Origin of the sequence: Microbacterium immunditiarum, assembly GCF_013409785.1 — a bacterium.
GTDB classification, from domain to species: Bacteria; Actinomycetota; Actinomycetes; order Actinomycetales; family Microbacteriaceae; genus Microbacterium; species Microbacterium immunditiarum.
This window is the reverse complement of sequence record NZ_JACCBV010000001.1, coordinates 931,079-945,146: the sequence shown is the minus strand read 5'-3', so window position 1 is coordinate 945,146 and position 14,068 is coordinate 931,079. Positions and strand designations below refer to the sequence as shown.

At 68.6% G+C, this 14,068-nt stretch carries 14 protein-coding genes; 7 read left to right on the top strand and 7 right to left on the bottom strand.

Annotated features, from left to right (window positions below):
• The first annotated feature begins 24 nt into the window (after nucleotides 1-24).
• Both BJ991_RS04170 and BJ991_RS04165 read left to right on the top strand, forming a co-directional pair.
• Entirely contained in the window at nucleotides 25-1,029 is a 1,005-nt protein-coding gene (locus BJ991_RS04170) for an NAD(P)H-dependent flavin oxidoreductase (protein WP_179487738.1), read from the top strand.
• A complete protein-coding gene (locus tag BJ991_RS04165) occupies nucleotides 1,026-1,832 on the top strand; it encodes an enoyl-CoA hydratase-related protein (protein WP_179487736.1) in 807 nt (268 codons plus the stop codon). The genes BJ991_RS04170 and BJ991_RS04165 overlap by 4 nt, the downstream gene beginning before the upstream one ends.
• A 49-nt stretch (nucleotides 1,833-1,881) precedes the next feature.
• Here BJ991_RS04165 and BJ991_RS04160 read toward each other — a convergent pair whose 3' ends face one another.
• From BJ991_RS04160 to BJ991_RS04150, 3 genes are read right to left on the bottom strand one after another with little or no spacing between them, the layout of a single operon-like run.
• On the bottom strand, nucleotides 1,882-2,676 hold the full coding sequence (locus BJ991_RS04160) for an SDR family NAD(P)-dependent oxidoreductase (RefSeq protein ID WP_179487734.1): 795 nt from the start codon (nucleotides 2,674-2,676) through the stop codon (nucleotides 1,882-1,884).
• Between the two features lie 2 nt (nucleotides 2,677-2,678).
• A complete protein-coding gene (locus tag BJ991_RS04155) occupies nucleotides 2,679-4,208 on the bottom strand; it encodes an AMP-binding protein (RefSeq protein ID WP_179487732.1) in 1,530 nt (509 codons plus the stop codon).
• A 36-nt stretch (nucleotides 4,209-4,244) separates the two neighbouring features.
• A complete protein-coding gene (locus BJ991_RS04150) occupies nucleotides 4,245-4,988 on the bottom strand; it encodes an enoyl-CoA hydratase/isomerase family protein (RefSeq protein WP_179487730.1) in 744 nt (247 codons plus the stop codon).
• A 207-nt stretch (nucleotides 4,989-5,195) separates the two neighbouring features.
• Between BJ991_RS04150 and BJ991_RS04145 the strand changes: the two genes are divergently transcribed.
• Nucleotides 5,196-6,002, top strand: coding sequence for an alpha/beta fold hydrolase (locus BJ991_RS04145; protein ID WP_179487728.1), 807 nt, complete (start codon nucleotides 5,196-5,198; stop codon nucleotides 6,000-6,002).
• Between the two features lie 46 nt (nucleotides 6,003-6,048).
• Nucleotides 6,049-7,119: an ABC transporter substrate-binding protein gene (locus BJ991_RS04140; protein ID WP_179487726.1), complete on the top strand. Its 1,071-nt coding sequence runs from the start codon at nucleotides 6,049-6,051 to the stop codon at nucleotides 7,117-7,119.
• A gap of 77 nt (nucleotides 7,120-7,196) precedes the next feature.
• On the opposite strand, the gene BJ991_RS04135 is transcribed toward BJ991_RS04140, so the two are convergent.
• Nucleotides 7,197-7,679 (bottom strand): MaoC family dehydratase, encoded by a 483-nt coding sequence (locus BJ991_RS04135; protein ID WP_179487724.1) that lies wholly within the window; start codon nucleotides 7,677-7,679, stop codon nucleotides 7,197-7,199.
• Between the two features lie 51 nt (nucleotides 7,680-7,730).
• On the opposite strand from BJ991_RS04135, the gene BJ991_RS04130 reads away from it, so the two are divergent.
• Both BJ991_RS04130 and BJ991_RS04125 read left to right on the top strand, forming a co-directional pair.
• Nucleotides 7,731-8,726, top strand: a complete 996-nt coding sequence (locus tag BJ991_RS04130) for an MBL fold metallo-hydrolase (protein WP_179487722.1) — start codon at nucleotides 7,731-7,733, stop codon at nucleotides 8,724-8,726.
• A 94-nt stretch (nucleotides 8,727-8,820) separates the two neighbouring features.
• The gene (locus tag BJ991_RS04125) at nucleotides 8,821-9,894 is read left to right on the top strand and encodes an LLM class flavin-dependent oxidoreductase (RefSeq protein WP_179487720.1); all 1,074 of its coding nucleotides are present in this window, start codon (nucleotides 8,821-8,823) and stop codon (nucleotides 9,892-9,894) included.
• A 34-nt stretch (nucleotides 9,895-9,928) separates the two neighbouring features.
• On the opposite strand, the gene BJ991_RS04120 is transcribed toward BJ991_RS04125, so the two are convergent.
• Genes BJ991_RS04120 through BJ991_RS04110 form a run of 3 tightly spaced genes read right to left on the bottom strand, consistent with a single transcriptional unit; the run spans nucleotide 9,929 to nucleotide 12,808 of the window.
• Nucleotides 9,929-11,086: a CaiB/BaiF CoA transferase family protein gene (locus BJ991_RS04120; RefSeq protein WP_179487717.1), complete on the bottom strand. Its 1,158-nt coding sequence runs from the start codon at nucleotides 11,084-11,086 to the stop codon at nucleotides 9,929-9,931.
• Complete coding sequence (locus tag BJ991_RS04115; protein ID WP_179487715.1) at nucleotides 11,086-11,559, bottom strand: MaoC family dehydratase; 474 nt, start codon at nucleotides 11,557-11,559, stop codon at nucleotides 11,086-11,088. The genes BJ991_RS04120 and BJ991_RS04115 overlap by 1 nt, the downstream gene beginning before the upstream one ends.
• A gap of 10 nt (nucleotides 11,560-11,569) precedes the next feature.
• Complete coding sequence (locus BJ991_RS04110; RefSeq protein ID WP_179487713.1) at nucleotides 11,570-12,808, bottom strand: acetyl-CoA hydrolase/transferase family protein; 1,239 nt, start codon at nucleotides 12,806-12,808, stop codon at nucleotides 11,570-11,572.
• Between the two features lie 61 nt (nucleotides 12,809-12,869).
• Here BJ991_RS04110 and BJ991_RS04105 point away from each other — a divergent pair, with 61 nt between their 5' ends.
• The gene (locus tag BJ991_RS04105) at nucleotides 12,870-14,036 is read left to right on the top strand and encodes an acyl-CoA dehydrogenase family protein (RefSeq protein ID WP_179487711.1); all 1,167 of its coding nucleotides are present in this window, start codon (nucleotides 12,870-12,872) and stop codon (nucleotides 14,034-14,036) included.
• Nucleotides 14,037-14,068 lie beyond the last annotated feature (32 nt).

Below are 14,068 nucleotides of genomic sequence, written 5' to 3'. Positions count from 1 at the left end.
GCGAATTCACGAAGGCTACCAACGATGACTCTCCCCGACCGGATCAGGCGCCGCCTGTCACTCCCGGTGGTGTGCGCGCCGATGTTCCTGATCTCCGGGCCTCTCCTGGTCGTCGCCGCACGGCGCGCCGGGTTCATCGGGGCGTTCCCCCGTCAGAACGCGCGTACACGCGCGGAATTCGCGGACTGGCTCGCCAGGATCAAAGACGCGTCCGAAGCGGGCGCGGGGCACAGCGGATGGGACGGGCCGCTCGCGGTCAACATCCCCACTACGACGCCGGTCGATGAACTGGCCGCGGACCTGGACCTCTGCGCCGCCTACGGGGTGGACATCATCATCACCTCGGTGGGCAAGCCCGACAACATCACCTCCCTCGCCCACGATCGCGGGCTGCTCGTGCACCATGACGCCACGTCCGTCACGTTCGCGGAGAAGGCGATCGAGGCAGGGGTCGATGGCCTGAACTGCATCGGCGCCGGAGGCGGGGGCCATTCGGGAACCCTCAGTCCGCTCGTGCTCCTTCCGCGCCTCCGGGAGATGTTCGACGGCACGCTGTCGTTGGCGGGTGCTGTCGCCACGGGCGCTGCGGTGCGAACGGCCGAGGTGCTCGGTGCGGATCTCGCGTTCGTCGGAACGCGCTTCGCGGCGACGACGGAGTCGCTCGCGCACCCGCTCCAGAAGCGATCGATGGTCGAAGGTGACTCCCGACGGCTGCGATACACCGGGCGAGTGAACGGTGTGCCCGCCAACTGGATGCTCGACTCGCTCGAGCAACACGCCATCGATGTCGACGCGCTGCCAGATCCGGTACGCCGTGGCCACGATCATCTGCCGGCCGATGTCCGACCGTGGCGTGACCTCTGGTCGGCCGGCCAGGGCGTCGAGCTCATCCACGACATTCCGACCGTCGCACAGCTCGCGCGCCGTCTCGCGGCGGAGTATCTGACCGCGTGCGACACACCCGACTACCGCCCCGGGGCCGAGATCCTCGCCGGGGCATCCGAACGGAACGAAAGGACTCTCACGTGACAGCCGACGTCATCGATTCCCTCCCCCGCAGCGACGAACTGCTGCTCGAAGCAGCCGGGGATTCTCTGGTGGTGACGCTGAATCGCCCGCACCGTGCGAACGCGCTCACCGAGCCGCTCATGCGCGATCTCCGCGCTCTCTGGGACGCCGTCTCGTCCACGACCGGAATCAGGGCGGTGGTGCTCACCGGCGCGGGATCCGCGTTCTGCGCGGGCGCGGACGCCGCCATGCTCTCGGAACCTCGGACGAGCATCGGGGCGGATGCCGCGGAGGAGTTGTCCTTCGTGCCCGGCCCGCACCTCGATGTGCCGGTCATCGTCGCCGTGAACGGAGTGTGCGCGGGCGGCGGTCTGCACTTCGTCGCCGATGCCGACATCTGCATCGCGTCGGAGAGGGCTCGCTTCATCGACCCGCACGTGACCGTCGGCCAGGTGAGCGGCCTCGAGCCGCTCGAGCTCATGCTCCGCGCCCGACGCGACACGGTCGTGCGAATGGCCCTGCTCGGGCGAAGCGAAGCGCTCGACGCGCGCACCGCCCTGGAGGCCGGACTCGTGTCGGAAGTGGTCGAGCCCGATGAGCTCCTCGCGCATGCGCTCGCCCTGGGCGAGCGCATCGCCGCGGGGTCGCCAGAGGCGATCCGGATCACCCGGGCCACGATCCGCGACTTCGAGGCAGATCTTCTGCGTCGGCACCTCGACGCCGGCTGGCAGGCGATCCAGGCCCACTGGCCGCACCCCGACGCTAACGAGGGGCCGACCGCGTTTCTCGAGAAGCGACCGCCGCGCTGGGCGGACATGCCGTAGCGCGCGAAACGGCGCCGGTGCCAGGCGGCACCGGCGCCGTCCGCGTCCGTCAGGGCAGATCGCGCAGCGTGCCGCCGTCCACCTGGATGTTCACGCCGGTCGTCCAGCTGGACGCGGCCGACGCGAGGAACACGATCATGCGCGCGACCTCGTCGGGCGTCCCAGTGCGGCCCATGGCGATCGGCTCGAGCTGCAGCATCCGATGCTCGACGTCGTCGGCGGTCACGCCCATGTGCTTCGCCGCGGACTCGTAGCCCGCCAGCACGCTCTCGCTCTTGGTCAGTCCCGGCATCACGCAGTTCGCCAGGATGCCGTACTTGGAATACGCCCGAGAGAGGGCGCGGGTGGCGTTCATGAGCGCGGCCTTGGCCGCGCCGTAGGAGGCGAACCGCGGGTCGGCGGTCCTGCCCGCGGTCGACCCGACCGTCACGATGCGGCCCCATCCGCGCTCCCGCATGACCGGCACGCACGTCATCGCCAGTCGGATGGCGCTCAGCGTGTTCACCTGGTACGCCTGCATCCAGCTCTCGTCGGAGAAGTCACGCAGGTGCTCGCCCGTCGACATGCCGGCGGCGCTGACGACGCCGTCGATCCGCCCGAACGCCTCGAGCGCCGCATCCCGGATCTTCTCGGCGGATGCCGGGTCGGCGACGTCGATCGCCAGGCCGCGCACGGAACGCTCCGCTCGGCCGAGAGTCTCGACGACACCCCGCAGCCGCTCCTCCCCCCTTGCGCACAGGAGCACCGACGCTCCCTCCTGGGCCAGGATCTCGGCTGTCGCCTTGCCGATCCCCGCGCTCGCCCCCGTGATGATGTAGGCGCGCGATGCGATTCCGAGATCCATGGTCACTTCTCCTTCGTCAGGTCACGCGTGTCCGGGGTGATCCCCTGCGACTTCAGTTCGTGCTTCTGCACCTTCATCGTCGGCGTGCGCGGCATGTCGTCGACGCGGCGGACGAATCGCGGCACGGCATACCGCGGCAGGTCCGCGGCGACGGCGCGCACGACGTCGGCGATGTCCACGACGTCGGCAAAGTCGTCCTCGACGAGGATGGCGGCCATCACCTCGGTCTCGCCGTCGACCTCGACCCCGTACACGGCGGCCTCGCTCACGTGCGGATGGGCGACCAGAACGCTCTCGACCTCCCACGCCGAGATGTTCTCGCCGCGCCGGCGGAGCGAGTCCTTCGCGCGTTCGGCGAAGAAGACGTCCCCGTCCGCCGTCAGGCAGCCGCGGTCGCCCGTCGTGAACCACAGGTCGGTCGTCGCCGCCACCGTCGCGCGGTCGTTGTTGTAGTAGCCGCGCGTGAAGACGTCCTCGGTCTTCGGGCGCACCTGAATATCACCGGGGCTGCCTGCCGGCACGGGGCGGCCGCGTTCGTCGACGACGCGCAACTCGAACAGCGCGCTCTCCCGCCCGGCCGAGCCCGGGGCGCACCCGCTGCCGGGGATGTTCACCGCGGCCATCGGCGCCTCGGTGAGGCCGTACACCTCGAGAAGCTCGACGCCGTACCGATCTCGCCATTCCTCCCTGTCGCGCAGCGAGGCCCCCGCGCCGTAGGCCAGGCGCACCGAGTGGTCGCGATCCTTCGCGGCATCCGGCTCGCCGGAAGCGGACGAGATCATCGCCAGCACCGATCCGAGATGGTTGAAGACGGTGATGCCGCGCTCCCGGCAGAGTCGCCAGAAGCCGCTGGAGCTGAACTTCGATTCGAGGTCGATCGCCGCGCCCGCTGCGAGCGCTGCCATCACCCCGCTGTAGCGAGCGTTCTGGTGGTACAGGGGGAAGAAGTTGAGGAGCCGGTCGTCCGGACCGTAGCCGCCCACTTCGGCGACGTACTGCCCGAGACGGATGCAGCCCCGCTGATTGTGGACCACGCCCTTCGACGGACCGGTCGTGCCCGAGGTGTACAGGATCACGCCGCCTTCGTCGGTCTCCGGTGCCGTCCAGCCGGTCGGGTCGAGGTACAGATCGGCCAGGGAAGGGGCGCCCAGCGAGTCGTCGCCGTGCACGATCAATCCCAGCGAGTCCCCGACCAGGCGGCGCACCTCAGTCACGTACGCCGCGTCGCACACGATGACCTCGACCTCGCTGTCGCGGATGAGGTGGTGCAGGAGGCTCCCGCGATAGTTGGTGTTGAAGGGCGTCTCGACGCATCCGAGGAGCGACGCCGCGAACCACGTGTCGATCACCTGATGCGAGGTGTCCATGAGGATGCCGACCCGCGAGCCGGGGCCGAGTCCGAACTGCTCGAGCCCTCGCGCCAACGACCTCGCATCGTGGTGCAGCCGCTCATAGGTGCGGCCCACGCCGTCGACTCGCAGCATCTCCTGCTGTCCGTAGAGCGCCGTCCGGTCGGACAGAAAGTTCGCCATCGCCGTCACTGCAACACCTCTTCGTCGTGCCGTCGGCTACTTCTTGCTGCTGCGCTGCGCGAACCGGTTGATGCGCTCGAGCGCGTCGGGTCCGAGCATCGTCTCGTAGGCGTCCTCCATGGAAGACAGCGGACGCGTCTCGTTGAGGATCTTCTTGTAGTTGCGGATCGCGATCGGCGAGGCCTTCGCGAGCTCGCCGAGGACTTCGCCCACGGCGGTCTCCAGGCCGCCGTCGGGCACCACCTTGGTGAGCAGGCCCCCGGTGAACGCGTCCGCGGCGCTGAAGGTCACCCCGGAGTAAAGCCAATAGCGCAGGATCGCCGGGGGTACCCGGTCGCGCAGGAGGCGAGGCATGTGGCCGTCGACCACACCGACGCGAGCCTCGGGCATGCCGAACTTCGAGCGCTCCGTCGCGATCGCGATGTCGCAGCACAGCGCGATCGTGAGGCCGCCGCCCAGGCACAGGCCGTCGATGGCGGCGATCGTGGGCTTGGGAAGGCTTCTGATCGCCTCGAAGGGAACAGCCTCGTCGTAGCCGAAGATGTCGAGGCTGCGGTCGTTGAGCGACCCGAGCATCTCTTTGAGATCCCCGCCCACAGCGAAGTTGCCCTGCGTGCCCTCGAGCACGACCACTGCCACCGAGTCGTCGAGGTACGCCGAGCGGTAGACGTCGCGAAGCTCGGCGTAGAGCTTCTTCGTCAGGGCGTTCCGCGCGTCGGGTCGATCGAAGACGATGCGGAGGACGCCGTCGTCCAGCGTGGTGGTGATGTTCTCTGACATGTTCGGAACCTTATCGTACAATTCTTTACAATGAATACATGCTTAGCTAGTCTGAGCGCAACATGGACGAGACGCTCCGCGGGGAGCACACATCGGGCGACGTCGCCGAGTTGATCGAGTATCCCTTTCGCGAACCGCCCCAGGTCGCCGGCTTCTCATTCGGCGGCACCCTCACAGCGTGAACCAGCCCACACGAACAGGATGAGCATGAGTGCCACGATCACCAGAGTCGATCTTCCTTCCACCCGGACAGAGATCTACCGGAAGGGCGACGGCCCGACGCTGCTGCTCATCCAGGGCGGCGGGACGGGAAAGCGCGCGTGGTATCCGATCATCGATCGGCTGGCAGACCGTGTGAACTGCGTCGCCTTCGACAACCGCGGCGTGGGTCACGGAGCCGACATCGGCGACTCCCTCACCATCCACGATCTGGCCGGCGACGCGGCGGAGCTCATCGAATGGCTCGGCGAGGGGCCCGTGCACGTCGCGGGCGTCTCGCTCGGCGGCATGATCGCGATGCGTCTGGCGTCCGAGCGCCCCGACCTCGTCAAGTCCCTGACGCTGCACTCGACCAGCGCCCAGCGCAACGGCCGCGGCCAGGACGCCGCCGACTTCCGGATGCGGATCCTCGACCTCGAGCTGCCGGTCGACATGCTGCGGCGTTACGTCGCGCTCTGGTCGGAGGGCTCGGCGGGGTTGACGTGGGACATACCCGAGGACGTCGTGAACACCGAGCGCTTCGATCCGCACAACTACCGGATGCAGCTGGGAGCCGTGCGCGGCCACCACATGTCGGCCGAAGAGCTCGGCAGAATCACGAGCCCGACCCTGATCACGGTCGGAAGCGACGACATCCTCACCACGCCCGAAGACGCGAAGCACCTGTGGCGGTCCATCCCCGACGCTCGACTCGTCACTGTCGAGGGCGGCGGACACGGCTACTACATCGCGGATCCCGACCTCGTCGCGCTGCTTCAGGCCGGGTGGGTGGCGCAGCACTCGAAGGCGGGATGAAACCCCGGCCAACCAACGATTCAACGATGAAACGAGAGGCAATCCCATGAAGAAGTCATCAGTGCTCCGGACGACCGCCCTCATCGCCGCGGTGGGCATCGCGGCAGTGGCCGCGGGCTGCTCGGCGCAGGACCCGGAGCCCGCCGACACGGGCGCTCCGGTCTCGGCCGAATGGCAGGCGGTCGTGGACGCGGCGAATGAGGAAGGAGCCGTCGTCTGGTACTCCTCGGCCCCTCCGGCCGCCCGCGAGGCGCTCAAGGCGGCGTTCGAGGAGGAGTACCCCGAGATCACCGTCGAGATCCGCGCACTCAACACCGCGGACATGCAGGCCGCGCTGCAGGCCGAGCACGACACCGGAACCGCGGGCGCGGACGTCGTATCCAACGTCGACTACTCGTGGATCTACGATCGCGTCGCGGAGCCCGACTTCATGACGCCGCTCGAGGCGCCGGTCTTCGCGGAGCAGGAGTGGGTCGACAGCGGCTACGTCCTCAACGACAAGGCCGTCATCGCGCCGATCGGCCTGGTGACGATCGGCTGGAACACCGAGCTCTACCCGGAGGGGATCGAGAGCTACGACGACCTGCTCGACCCGAAGCTCGGCAACGGCGTCATCGGATCGGTCGAGGCGACGCTCACCGCCGTGTACGCCGACTGGTACAACTTCGTCGAGGAGAACCACAACCCGGACTTCGTCGAGGAGCTCGCGAAGCAGGATCCCACGTTCTACCCGAGCGCGGCAGTGATGGTCGAGGCGCTCACAGCTGGTGAGGTCGCGGTCGGGGCGTTCACGACCGCGGCGGACATGACCCGGCTGAAGGACGAGGGCGCCCCCGTGGACTTCGTTCTTCCCGATCCGGCATGGCTGGTGCAGAACATCTTCTACATCGTCGAGTCGGCCGGTCACCCGAATGCGGCACAGGTGTTCATGAACTTCTTCGGAAGCCCGAAGGGACAGGCAGCCATCGCCCAGTTCGGCGTCTCGCCCCTGTCGGAGGTCGCCGACCAGACGCTGGGCGGGGAGACTCCGGTCGTCCTGGTCAACATCGACAACATGCTCGACCAAGAGTGGGTCGCCGACTACCAGGCCCGCTGGTCGGAGGCGTTCGGGCGCTAGGGCGCTGCCGTCGCGCTGCCGGTACGGTGAGGGCCCCCGCGAAGATTCGCGGGGGCCCCTCGCCGTGCGGGGCGACGTCAGCGGTTGGGATCGCCGTGGCCGCCCGACCCGTCGGGCCGCGCGACCTGCATGAGAAGCGTCGCGACCACGGCCGGCTTCTCTTCGCCCTCGCGCTCCAGAGACAGGTCGACCTTCATACGGCACCCCGAGTCGCTCGGAATCACCTCCGTCAGCTTCGCCCGCATCCGGATGCGCGATCCGCTGCGGACCGGAGCCGTGAACCGGACCCTGTCGAGGCCGTAATTCATCTGCATCGGCGAGTCGGTGATCCACAGCAGCGACGGCCAGAGCGCACTGATCATCGAGAGCGTGAGGAACCCATGCGCGATGGTTCCCCCGAACGCGCTGGTCGCCGCGCGCTCCGTGTCGACGTGCAGCCAGTAGTGGTCGTTGGTGATCCCGGCGAACGTGCTGATGGACGACTGCGGGATCGGCAGCCACTCGGATGGGCCGAGTTCCTTTCCGACCATCGACTCGAGCTCGTCATAGCGGATTCTCATAGGCCCTCCTCGGCTATCATCTAAATGATATACATAATTGATCGGAGTCGGATGCTACCCGTCAGCGCCGAGCAGCACCGCGCCGCACTCGAGCGCCGCACTCCCGCGGCGGAGATGGTTCGCCCAGGCGTCTTGTCCCTTCCCCTCCCGCTTCCCGACTGGGCGGGCATGCAGTCGACGCTGTGCACGGTCTTCCTCGGCGACGACGGCGGGGTGACGGTCGTCGACCCCGGTTGGGACGCCGGCGACAACAGACACCGGCTGCGGGCGCTCCTCGCGCGCCACGGTTGCTCGGTCTCGGACATCCGACTCGTGGTGGCGAGCCACCTGCACGTCGACCACCTGGGGCTGGCTCCGTGGATCCAGACGGAGTCGGGCGCACCGATGGCCATTCACCCGATGGACGCGCGAGCACTGCTCGAGCCCCCGGTCGAGCCCTCCGATGACGTGCAGTTCGACCGATGGGGTGTGCCGCCCGGGGAGCGCGACGACCTCAAACCGGCGGTGCGCGCCGACTTCCCCGAGGTCGACGACGATGCCCTTCGTCTCGTCGACGACGGGGAGGTGCTCGACGCCGGTGGGACGTCGTTGACCGTCGTGCACACACCGGGCCACACGCGCGGATCGATCTGCCTCGTCGACTCCGCCCGTGAGCTCATCCTGACAGGCGACCATGTCCTGCCCGTCGTGCGGCCGGGTCTCGCACTGGGCGGCGACGCCCACCCCGACCCGATCGGCGACTATCTCGCTTCGCTCGACCGGCTCGAACCGTACGACGGGTTCGAGGTGCTCCCGGCGCACGAGTACCGCTTCCGCGGTCTGCGGGAGCGGCGGACCGCCCTCGCCGCGCACCTGCGGCGGCGGAATGCAGAGGTCCGCGACCTGCTGGATCGTCTCCCGTCACCGACGGTGTGGAGCATCGCTGAGCGTGTCACGTGGACCGGTGGCTGGGCCGCGGTGCGCGGGTTCCTGCGGCGGTCGGCGCTCGCGCAGGTCGAGCACCACGTGCGCCACCTCGGGCGCGACCGCGAGCTCTCGCGTGACTGAGCCAGACGATTCTCGTCACCGCTCGCGTTGTCCGTAAACTTATAAACGATTATACTGATACGGTCCATGTGTCGACCCGAAGGGGACAAATACCTTGAAGTTCGGACTCTTTCAAACACCGTTCTCGCCGCCCGAGCGCTCGCCAAGGGAGGTGTTCGACTGGTCGGTCTCGCAAGCAGTCGCCGCCGAGGCCGCCGGCCTCTCCGAATTCTGGGTGGGCCAGCACTTCACCCTGGCCTGGGAGGCGATTCCCAATCCCGAGCTGGTTCTGGCCGCCGCCGCCCGCGAGACGGAGACGATCGTGCTGGCACCCGGCGCGCACATCCCTCCCTACGTCCACCCCGCCGGCCTCGCTTCGCAGGCAGCGTGGATGAGCAACATCCTCAAGGGCCGGTACATCCTGGGTGTCGCGACCGGCGTGAACCCGGTCGACGGACAGCTCCACGGATTCGCGGACATGAAACGCAATCTCGCCATGACCGTCGAGTCCCTCGACATCATGGAGAAGGTCTGGTCGGGCGAGCCCTTCGAGTACACGGGCGAGTACTGGAGCTCGTCGTTCCCCGCACAGACCGATGCGCTGCCTCCCCTCCGAAGCATGCGCCCGCACGGCGGGACGATGACGGTCGCGATGGGCGGCGCAAGCCCGAACTCCACGTCGATCCAGGTCGCCGGCGCACGCGGCCTCATCCCCCTCTCCTTCGGCGCGGCACCCGAGCTCGTGAAGAACCACTGGGACACGTACGCCGCGGCCGCGGCGGCGGCCGGGCGCACAGACGGCTACGACCGCACGCTCCATCACGTGACGCTGGACGTCTTCGTCGCCGACACGGATGCCGAGGCCGAGCGGATCGCGGTCGAGGGGCCCATCGCGAAGGCGTGGCGGGGACACCTCATTCCGAACGAACAGCGCCGGGCCGCGCGCGCCGGGACCCCGCCGGTGTGGTCCCTGGACGACGACATGCGCGACATCGTCCGCAAGCACCTGATCGTCGGCAGCCCCGAGACGGTTATCGAGAAGCTCAACGCGTTCGTCGAGGGCAGCAATGGATGGGGAACGACGCTCGTCTTCGGTCACGACTTCTCCGACGATCCCGCTCCGTGGAACTACAGCCTCGAGCTGCTCGCGAAGGAAGTCGGCCCGAAGGTCGGGGTCGACGTCAAGTGATGCCCTGAACGCCGCGCCGACGGTCGCGGCCTCGTCACATCGTCCCGGCGCAGCCGAACTCGTGACGAAGTCGCGGCCCGTCGGCACCCAATGACGGGGCGGCGTGGAGCGGCGCGGACCCGCTCCGGCTGAAGCGCACGGGCGCGGCCGGCTGGCGCAGGGCACCGGCCTCAGGGTGCTCCACGCGCTCGAAGAACCCGGTCTGCACCAGATGCGGATCGACGAAGAGGTCCTCGATCGTGTTCACGCGCATCGCCGGCACGCGAGACTCGTGCAGCTGTGCGAGCAGCTGGGCGGTCGGATGCCGCGCAAGCGCATCCTTGAGCCACGCGTACAGCTCGTCGATGTTCTCGGTGCGCGCGCGGATCGATGCGAATCTCGGGTCGTCGCTCAGCTCGGACTCGCCGAGGAGGCGGAACAGCGCCGTCCAGTGCGCGTCCGTGGACGCGAGGATCGAGATGAGCCCGTCGGCGGTCGCATAGGGGTGCCGGTGGGGAGAGTTCGTACGGGCGTACCCGGCCGGCCCTCGAGGCGGGTCGTAGATGCACTCGCCCTGCTGCTCCGCGAGCAGGAACCCGACCATCGTCTCGAACATCGGCACTTCGACGAGCTGACCGGAGCCGGACCGCTCCCGCTCGTAGAGCGCTGAGCTGATCGCGCCCACCGCGACGATGCCGGCGATCTTGTCGGTCAGCGGCGTTCGCACGTACTGCGGCGGGCCCTCACCCGTCTGGTGAGCGGCGATGCCGGAGATGCCCTGCATCACGTCGTCGTACGCGCCCAGCGAGCCGTACGGTCCGTCCGCCCCGAAGCCGTACATCGCGCACACGATGATCCGGGGGTTGATCCGGCTCAGCGTGGCGTAGTCGACGCCGAGCCGCACCTCCGATCCGGGCGGCCTGTTGTGGGCGACGACGTCGGCGGCCGCGACCAGAGCCTCGAACGTCGACCGGTCGCCCGGATCGGCGAGGTCCAGCTCGATCGACTCCTTGCCGCGGTTGATGTTCAGGTAGATGGGACCCAGGCCCCGGCCGGTGCTGTCGGCGATCCCTCGGGCGATGTCGCCCCCGGGCGGCTCGACCTTGATGACCCTCGCTCCCATCTGCGCGAGCGCCATGGTTGCGAACGGCCCCATCAGCATGTTGCTGATCTCGATGACGGTGACACCCTCGAGGGGACCGCGCCCCGGCATCAGGATCCCACTCGCTCGGGGTCGCGCCGCATCATGGCCTGCCGCACCGCCCGGCAGACGACCTCGTCGCGCTGGTTGACGCCCACATGCTCGAAGGTCACGATCCCGGCATCCGGCCGAGACCTCGACGCCCTCGCCTCGAGCACCTGGGTCCGCACCCGGATCGTATCTCCGGCGAACACCGGCGCGGGGAACTCCACCGACGAGAACCCGAGATTGGCGACGGTGGTGCCCAACGTCAGCTCGGCGACGGTCATGCCGACGACGAGCCCCAACGTGAACAACGAGTTCACGAGAGGGCGCTCGAACTCGGTGCGCGCGGCGAACTCCGCATCCAGGTGAAGCGGCTGCACGTTCATCGTCATCGACGTGAACAGGATGTTGTCTGTCTCCGTCACCGTGCGGGTGAACGCGTGCTCCACGCTCGTCCCGACCTCGAGGTCATCGAACCACGACCCGAACCGTCGCGTCATGCGACCCTCCTCAATCTCGATCTGCGGATGCCGCAGCCAGCTGTTCTCGGTGCTCGGGAGCTGCGATCGCCCTGAGCGCCTCCGCCCTTTCGCGCACCGTCCGACCCCGCAGGTGCGCGACGCCGTGCTCGGTCACGACGACGTCGACCGCATGGTGCGGAGCCGCGATCGCGTCTCGCGGGTCATGGCGCGCCACGATGCACGACGATCCGTCCTTCGCGGTCGATCGGAGTGCGATCACCCGCAGCCCGCGCTCGGACAGATACGCGCCTTCGGCGAAGTCCGGCCCACCGCCCACGCCCGCGATGACGGCGCCCTTGACCGATTCCGACACGACCTGGCCGCGCAGATCCACGGCGACGGCGCCGTTGACCGACACCAAGGCGGTCAGGGCCGAGAGCGCGACCGGATCGTGGACCTGGGCGGAGCTGCGCATCTCGATGGCTCCGTTGCCGTCGGCCCACGCCATCAACGAGGGACCGCCCATGAGCTCGACGGCCTGCACGGGACCGCGTCCCGTGGCCGCTATCGCTTCGACGAGGGGCACCATCGGCTCGGAGATCAGGCCGATGAGTCCGAGCGACAGCTCGGCGACGCGCGGCACAAGGTCTTCGGCGAGCGCCTCGGGGACCGCGCCGATGCCGAGTTGGACGGTCGCGCGTGCGGGGATGACCGACAGCACGTGCCGGGCGACCGCTCGTGACACGGCGTCGGGATCGGCCGACGGGTGGACGGGCATCGCGTGTTCCGACCGGACGAGGCGGTCCAGCTGCGACACGTGCACCCGGCTGTCGCCGTTGGTTCGCGGGACGTCGTCGGCGACCTCCGCGATCACGAGTCCGGCGGCGTCGATGGCGGCCTGGGCGAAAGTCGTGGAGGGGCCGAGGCTGCAGAACCCGTCAGCGTCGGGCGGGCCGACTCGGAGCAGTGCGACGTCGACCCCCGCGATCACGGCACCGGGCACAGCCGACAGCCGCACGGGGATGTAGTCGACGAGCCCCTCGCGCGCGAGGCGGCGGAGCGGGCCATGGATGTGCCAGCTCCGTACCCTCAGCGCCCCGGCGCGAATCGCGTGCTCCAGGGGCGGGTCGCCGAGCAGCAGTCCGGCGCGCAGCTCGATGGGCGCCGCGCGCTCGGCGTGCTCGGCCAAGGCTCCGAGGAGCGTGAGCGGCGTCCCGCAGCAGTTGTTGGCGATGACGGTCGCCCCGGCATGGATGCCGTCGAAGGCGTCCTCGCTGTCGACGAACATCATTGCCTCCTCCAAGCTAATCTAGTAATAGATTATAACTACAACAGATCAGAGGAGAATCATGGACTTCCGCGAGCCGGAGCACATCACGGCGATCCGAGGCGCCATACGCGACCTGTGCAGCGGATTTCCGGAGGCGTACTGGCGCGAGCACGACCGGTCGCACGAGTTCCCGTGGGAGTTCTACGACGCGATGGCCCGCGACGGGTGGGTCGGCATCTCGATCCCCGAGGAGTACGGAGGCGGCGGCGGCGGCATCACCGAGGCATCGGTCGTTCTCGAGGAGGTCGCGGCCTCCGGCGCCGCAATGAACGGAGCGACGACGGTCCACATCTCGATCTTCGGGATGAACCCGGTGGTGAAGCACGGATCGAGCGAGATGAAGGCGCGCTACCTGCCGCGGGTCGCCTCGGGCGAGCTGCATGTGGCCTTCGGCGTCACTGAGCCGGATGCCGGCCTGGACACTCCTTCGATCACGACCCGGGCGGTGCGGGACGGCGAGCACTACGTCGTGAACGGGCAGAAGGTGTGGACGTCGAAGGCGCATGTCGCTCAGAAAGTGCTGCTGCTCACGCGGACCACCCCGCTCGACGATGTGACCAAGCGCACCGCCGGCATGACGCTGCTGCTGGCCGACCTCCAGGTGCCGGAGGTGACGATCAGCCCGATCGACAAGATCGGCCGGAATGCCGTCGCCTCGTGCGAGACGCGCTACGACGAACTGCGGGTCGACATCGCCGATCGCGTCGGGGAAGAGGGCCGCGGATTCGCCTACATACTCGACGGCCTGAACCCCGAACGCATCCTCATCGCCGCCGAGGCCGTCGGCATCGGCAAGGTGGCGCTCAAGCGCGCCGTGCAGTACGCCAACGAGCGCACGGTGTTCGGGCGGCCGATCGGCAAGAACCAGGGGATCTCGTTCCCTCTCGCCGAGGCGCATATGCGCCTTCGCGCAGCCGAGCTGGCGGTCCGCGAGGCGGCGTGGCGATACGACGCCGGGCTGCCCTGCGGCGAGCAGGCCAATGCGGCCAAGTTTCTCGCATCCGACGCCGCGTTCTTCGCGGCCGACACCGCGATGCAGACCTTCGGCGGGTACGCGTACGCGACCGAGTACGACGTGGGCCGGTACTGGGTCGAGTCTCGCCTCATGAAGAGCGCGCCCGTGCCGCAGCAGATGGTCCTGAACTTCATCGCCGAGCACGTGCTCGGCCTGCCCCGCTCGTACTGAGCGGCGCACCCATGCGACAGGAGAAGAGATGA

What these genes read in the sequence shown, in the direction of transcription:
- BJ991_RS04170 (WP_179487738.1), top strand. Translation starts at nt 25, where the DNA reads ATGACTCTCCCCGACCGGATCAGGCGCCGCCTGTCACTCCCGGTGGTG.
- BJ991_RS04160 (WP_179487734.1), bottom strand. Translation starts at nt 2,676, where the DNA reads ATGGATCTCGGAATCGCATCGCGCGCCTACATCATCACGGGGGCGAGC.
- BJ991_RS04155 (WP_179487732.1), bottom strand. Translation starts at nt 4,208, where the DNA reads ATGGCGAACTTTCTGTCCGACCGGACGGCGCTCTACGGACAGCAGGAG.
- BJ991_RS04150 (WP_179487730.1), bottom strand. Translation starts at nt 4,988, where the DNA reads ATGTCAGAGAACATCACCACCACGCTGGACGACGGCGTCCTCCGCATC.
- BJ991_RS04145 (WP_179487728.1), top strand. Translation starts at nt 5,196, where the DNA reads ATGAGTGCCACGATCACCAGAGTCGATCTTCCTTCCACCCGGACAGAG.
- BJ991_RS04140 (WP_179487726.1), top strand. Translation starts at nt 6,049, where the DNA reads ATGAAGAAGTCATCAGTGCTCCGGACGACCGCCCTCATCGCCGCGGTG.
- BJ991_RS04135 (WP_179487724.1), bottom strand. Translation starts at nt 7,679, where the DNA reads ATGAGAATCCGCTATGACGAGCTCGAGTCGATGGTCGGAAAGGAACTC.
- BJ991_RS04130 (WP_179487722.1), top strand. Translation starts at nt 7,731, where the DNA reads ATGCTACCCGTCAGCGCCGAGCAGCACCGCGCCGCACTCGAGCGCCGC.
- BJ991_RS04120 (WP_179487717.1), bottom strand. Translation starts at nt 11,086, where the DNA reads ATGCCGGGGCGCGGTCCCCTCGAGGGTGTCACCGTCATCGAGATCAGC.
- BJ991_RS04115 (WP_179487715.1), bottom strand. Translation starts at nt 11,559, where the DNA reads ATGACGCGACGGTTCGGGTCGTGGTTCGATGACCTCGAGGTCGGGACG.
- BJ991_RS04110 (WP_179487713.1), bottom strand. Translation starts at nt 12,808, where the DNA reads ATGTTCGTCGACAGCGAGGACGCCTTCGACGGCATCCATGCCGGGGCG.
- BJ991_RS04105 (WP_179487711.1), top strand. Translation starts at nt 12,870, where the DNA reads ATGGACTTCCGCGAGCCGGAGCACATCACGGCGATCCGAGGCGCCATA.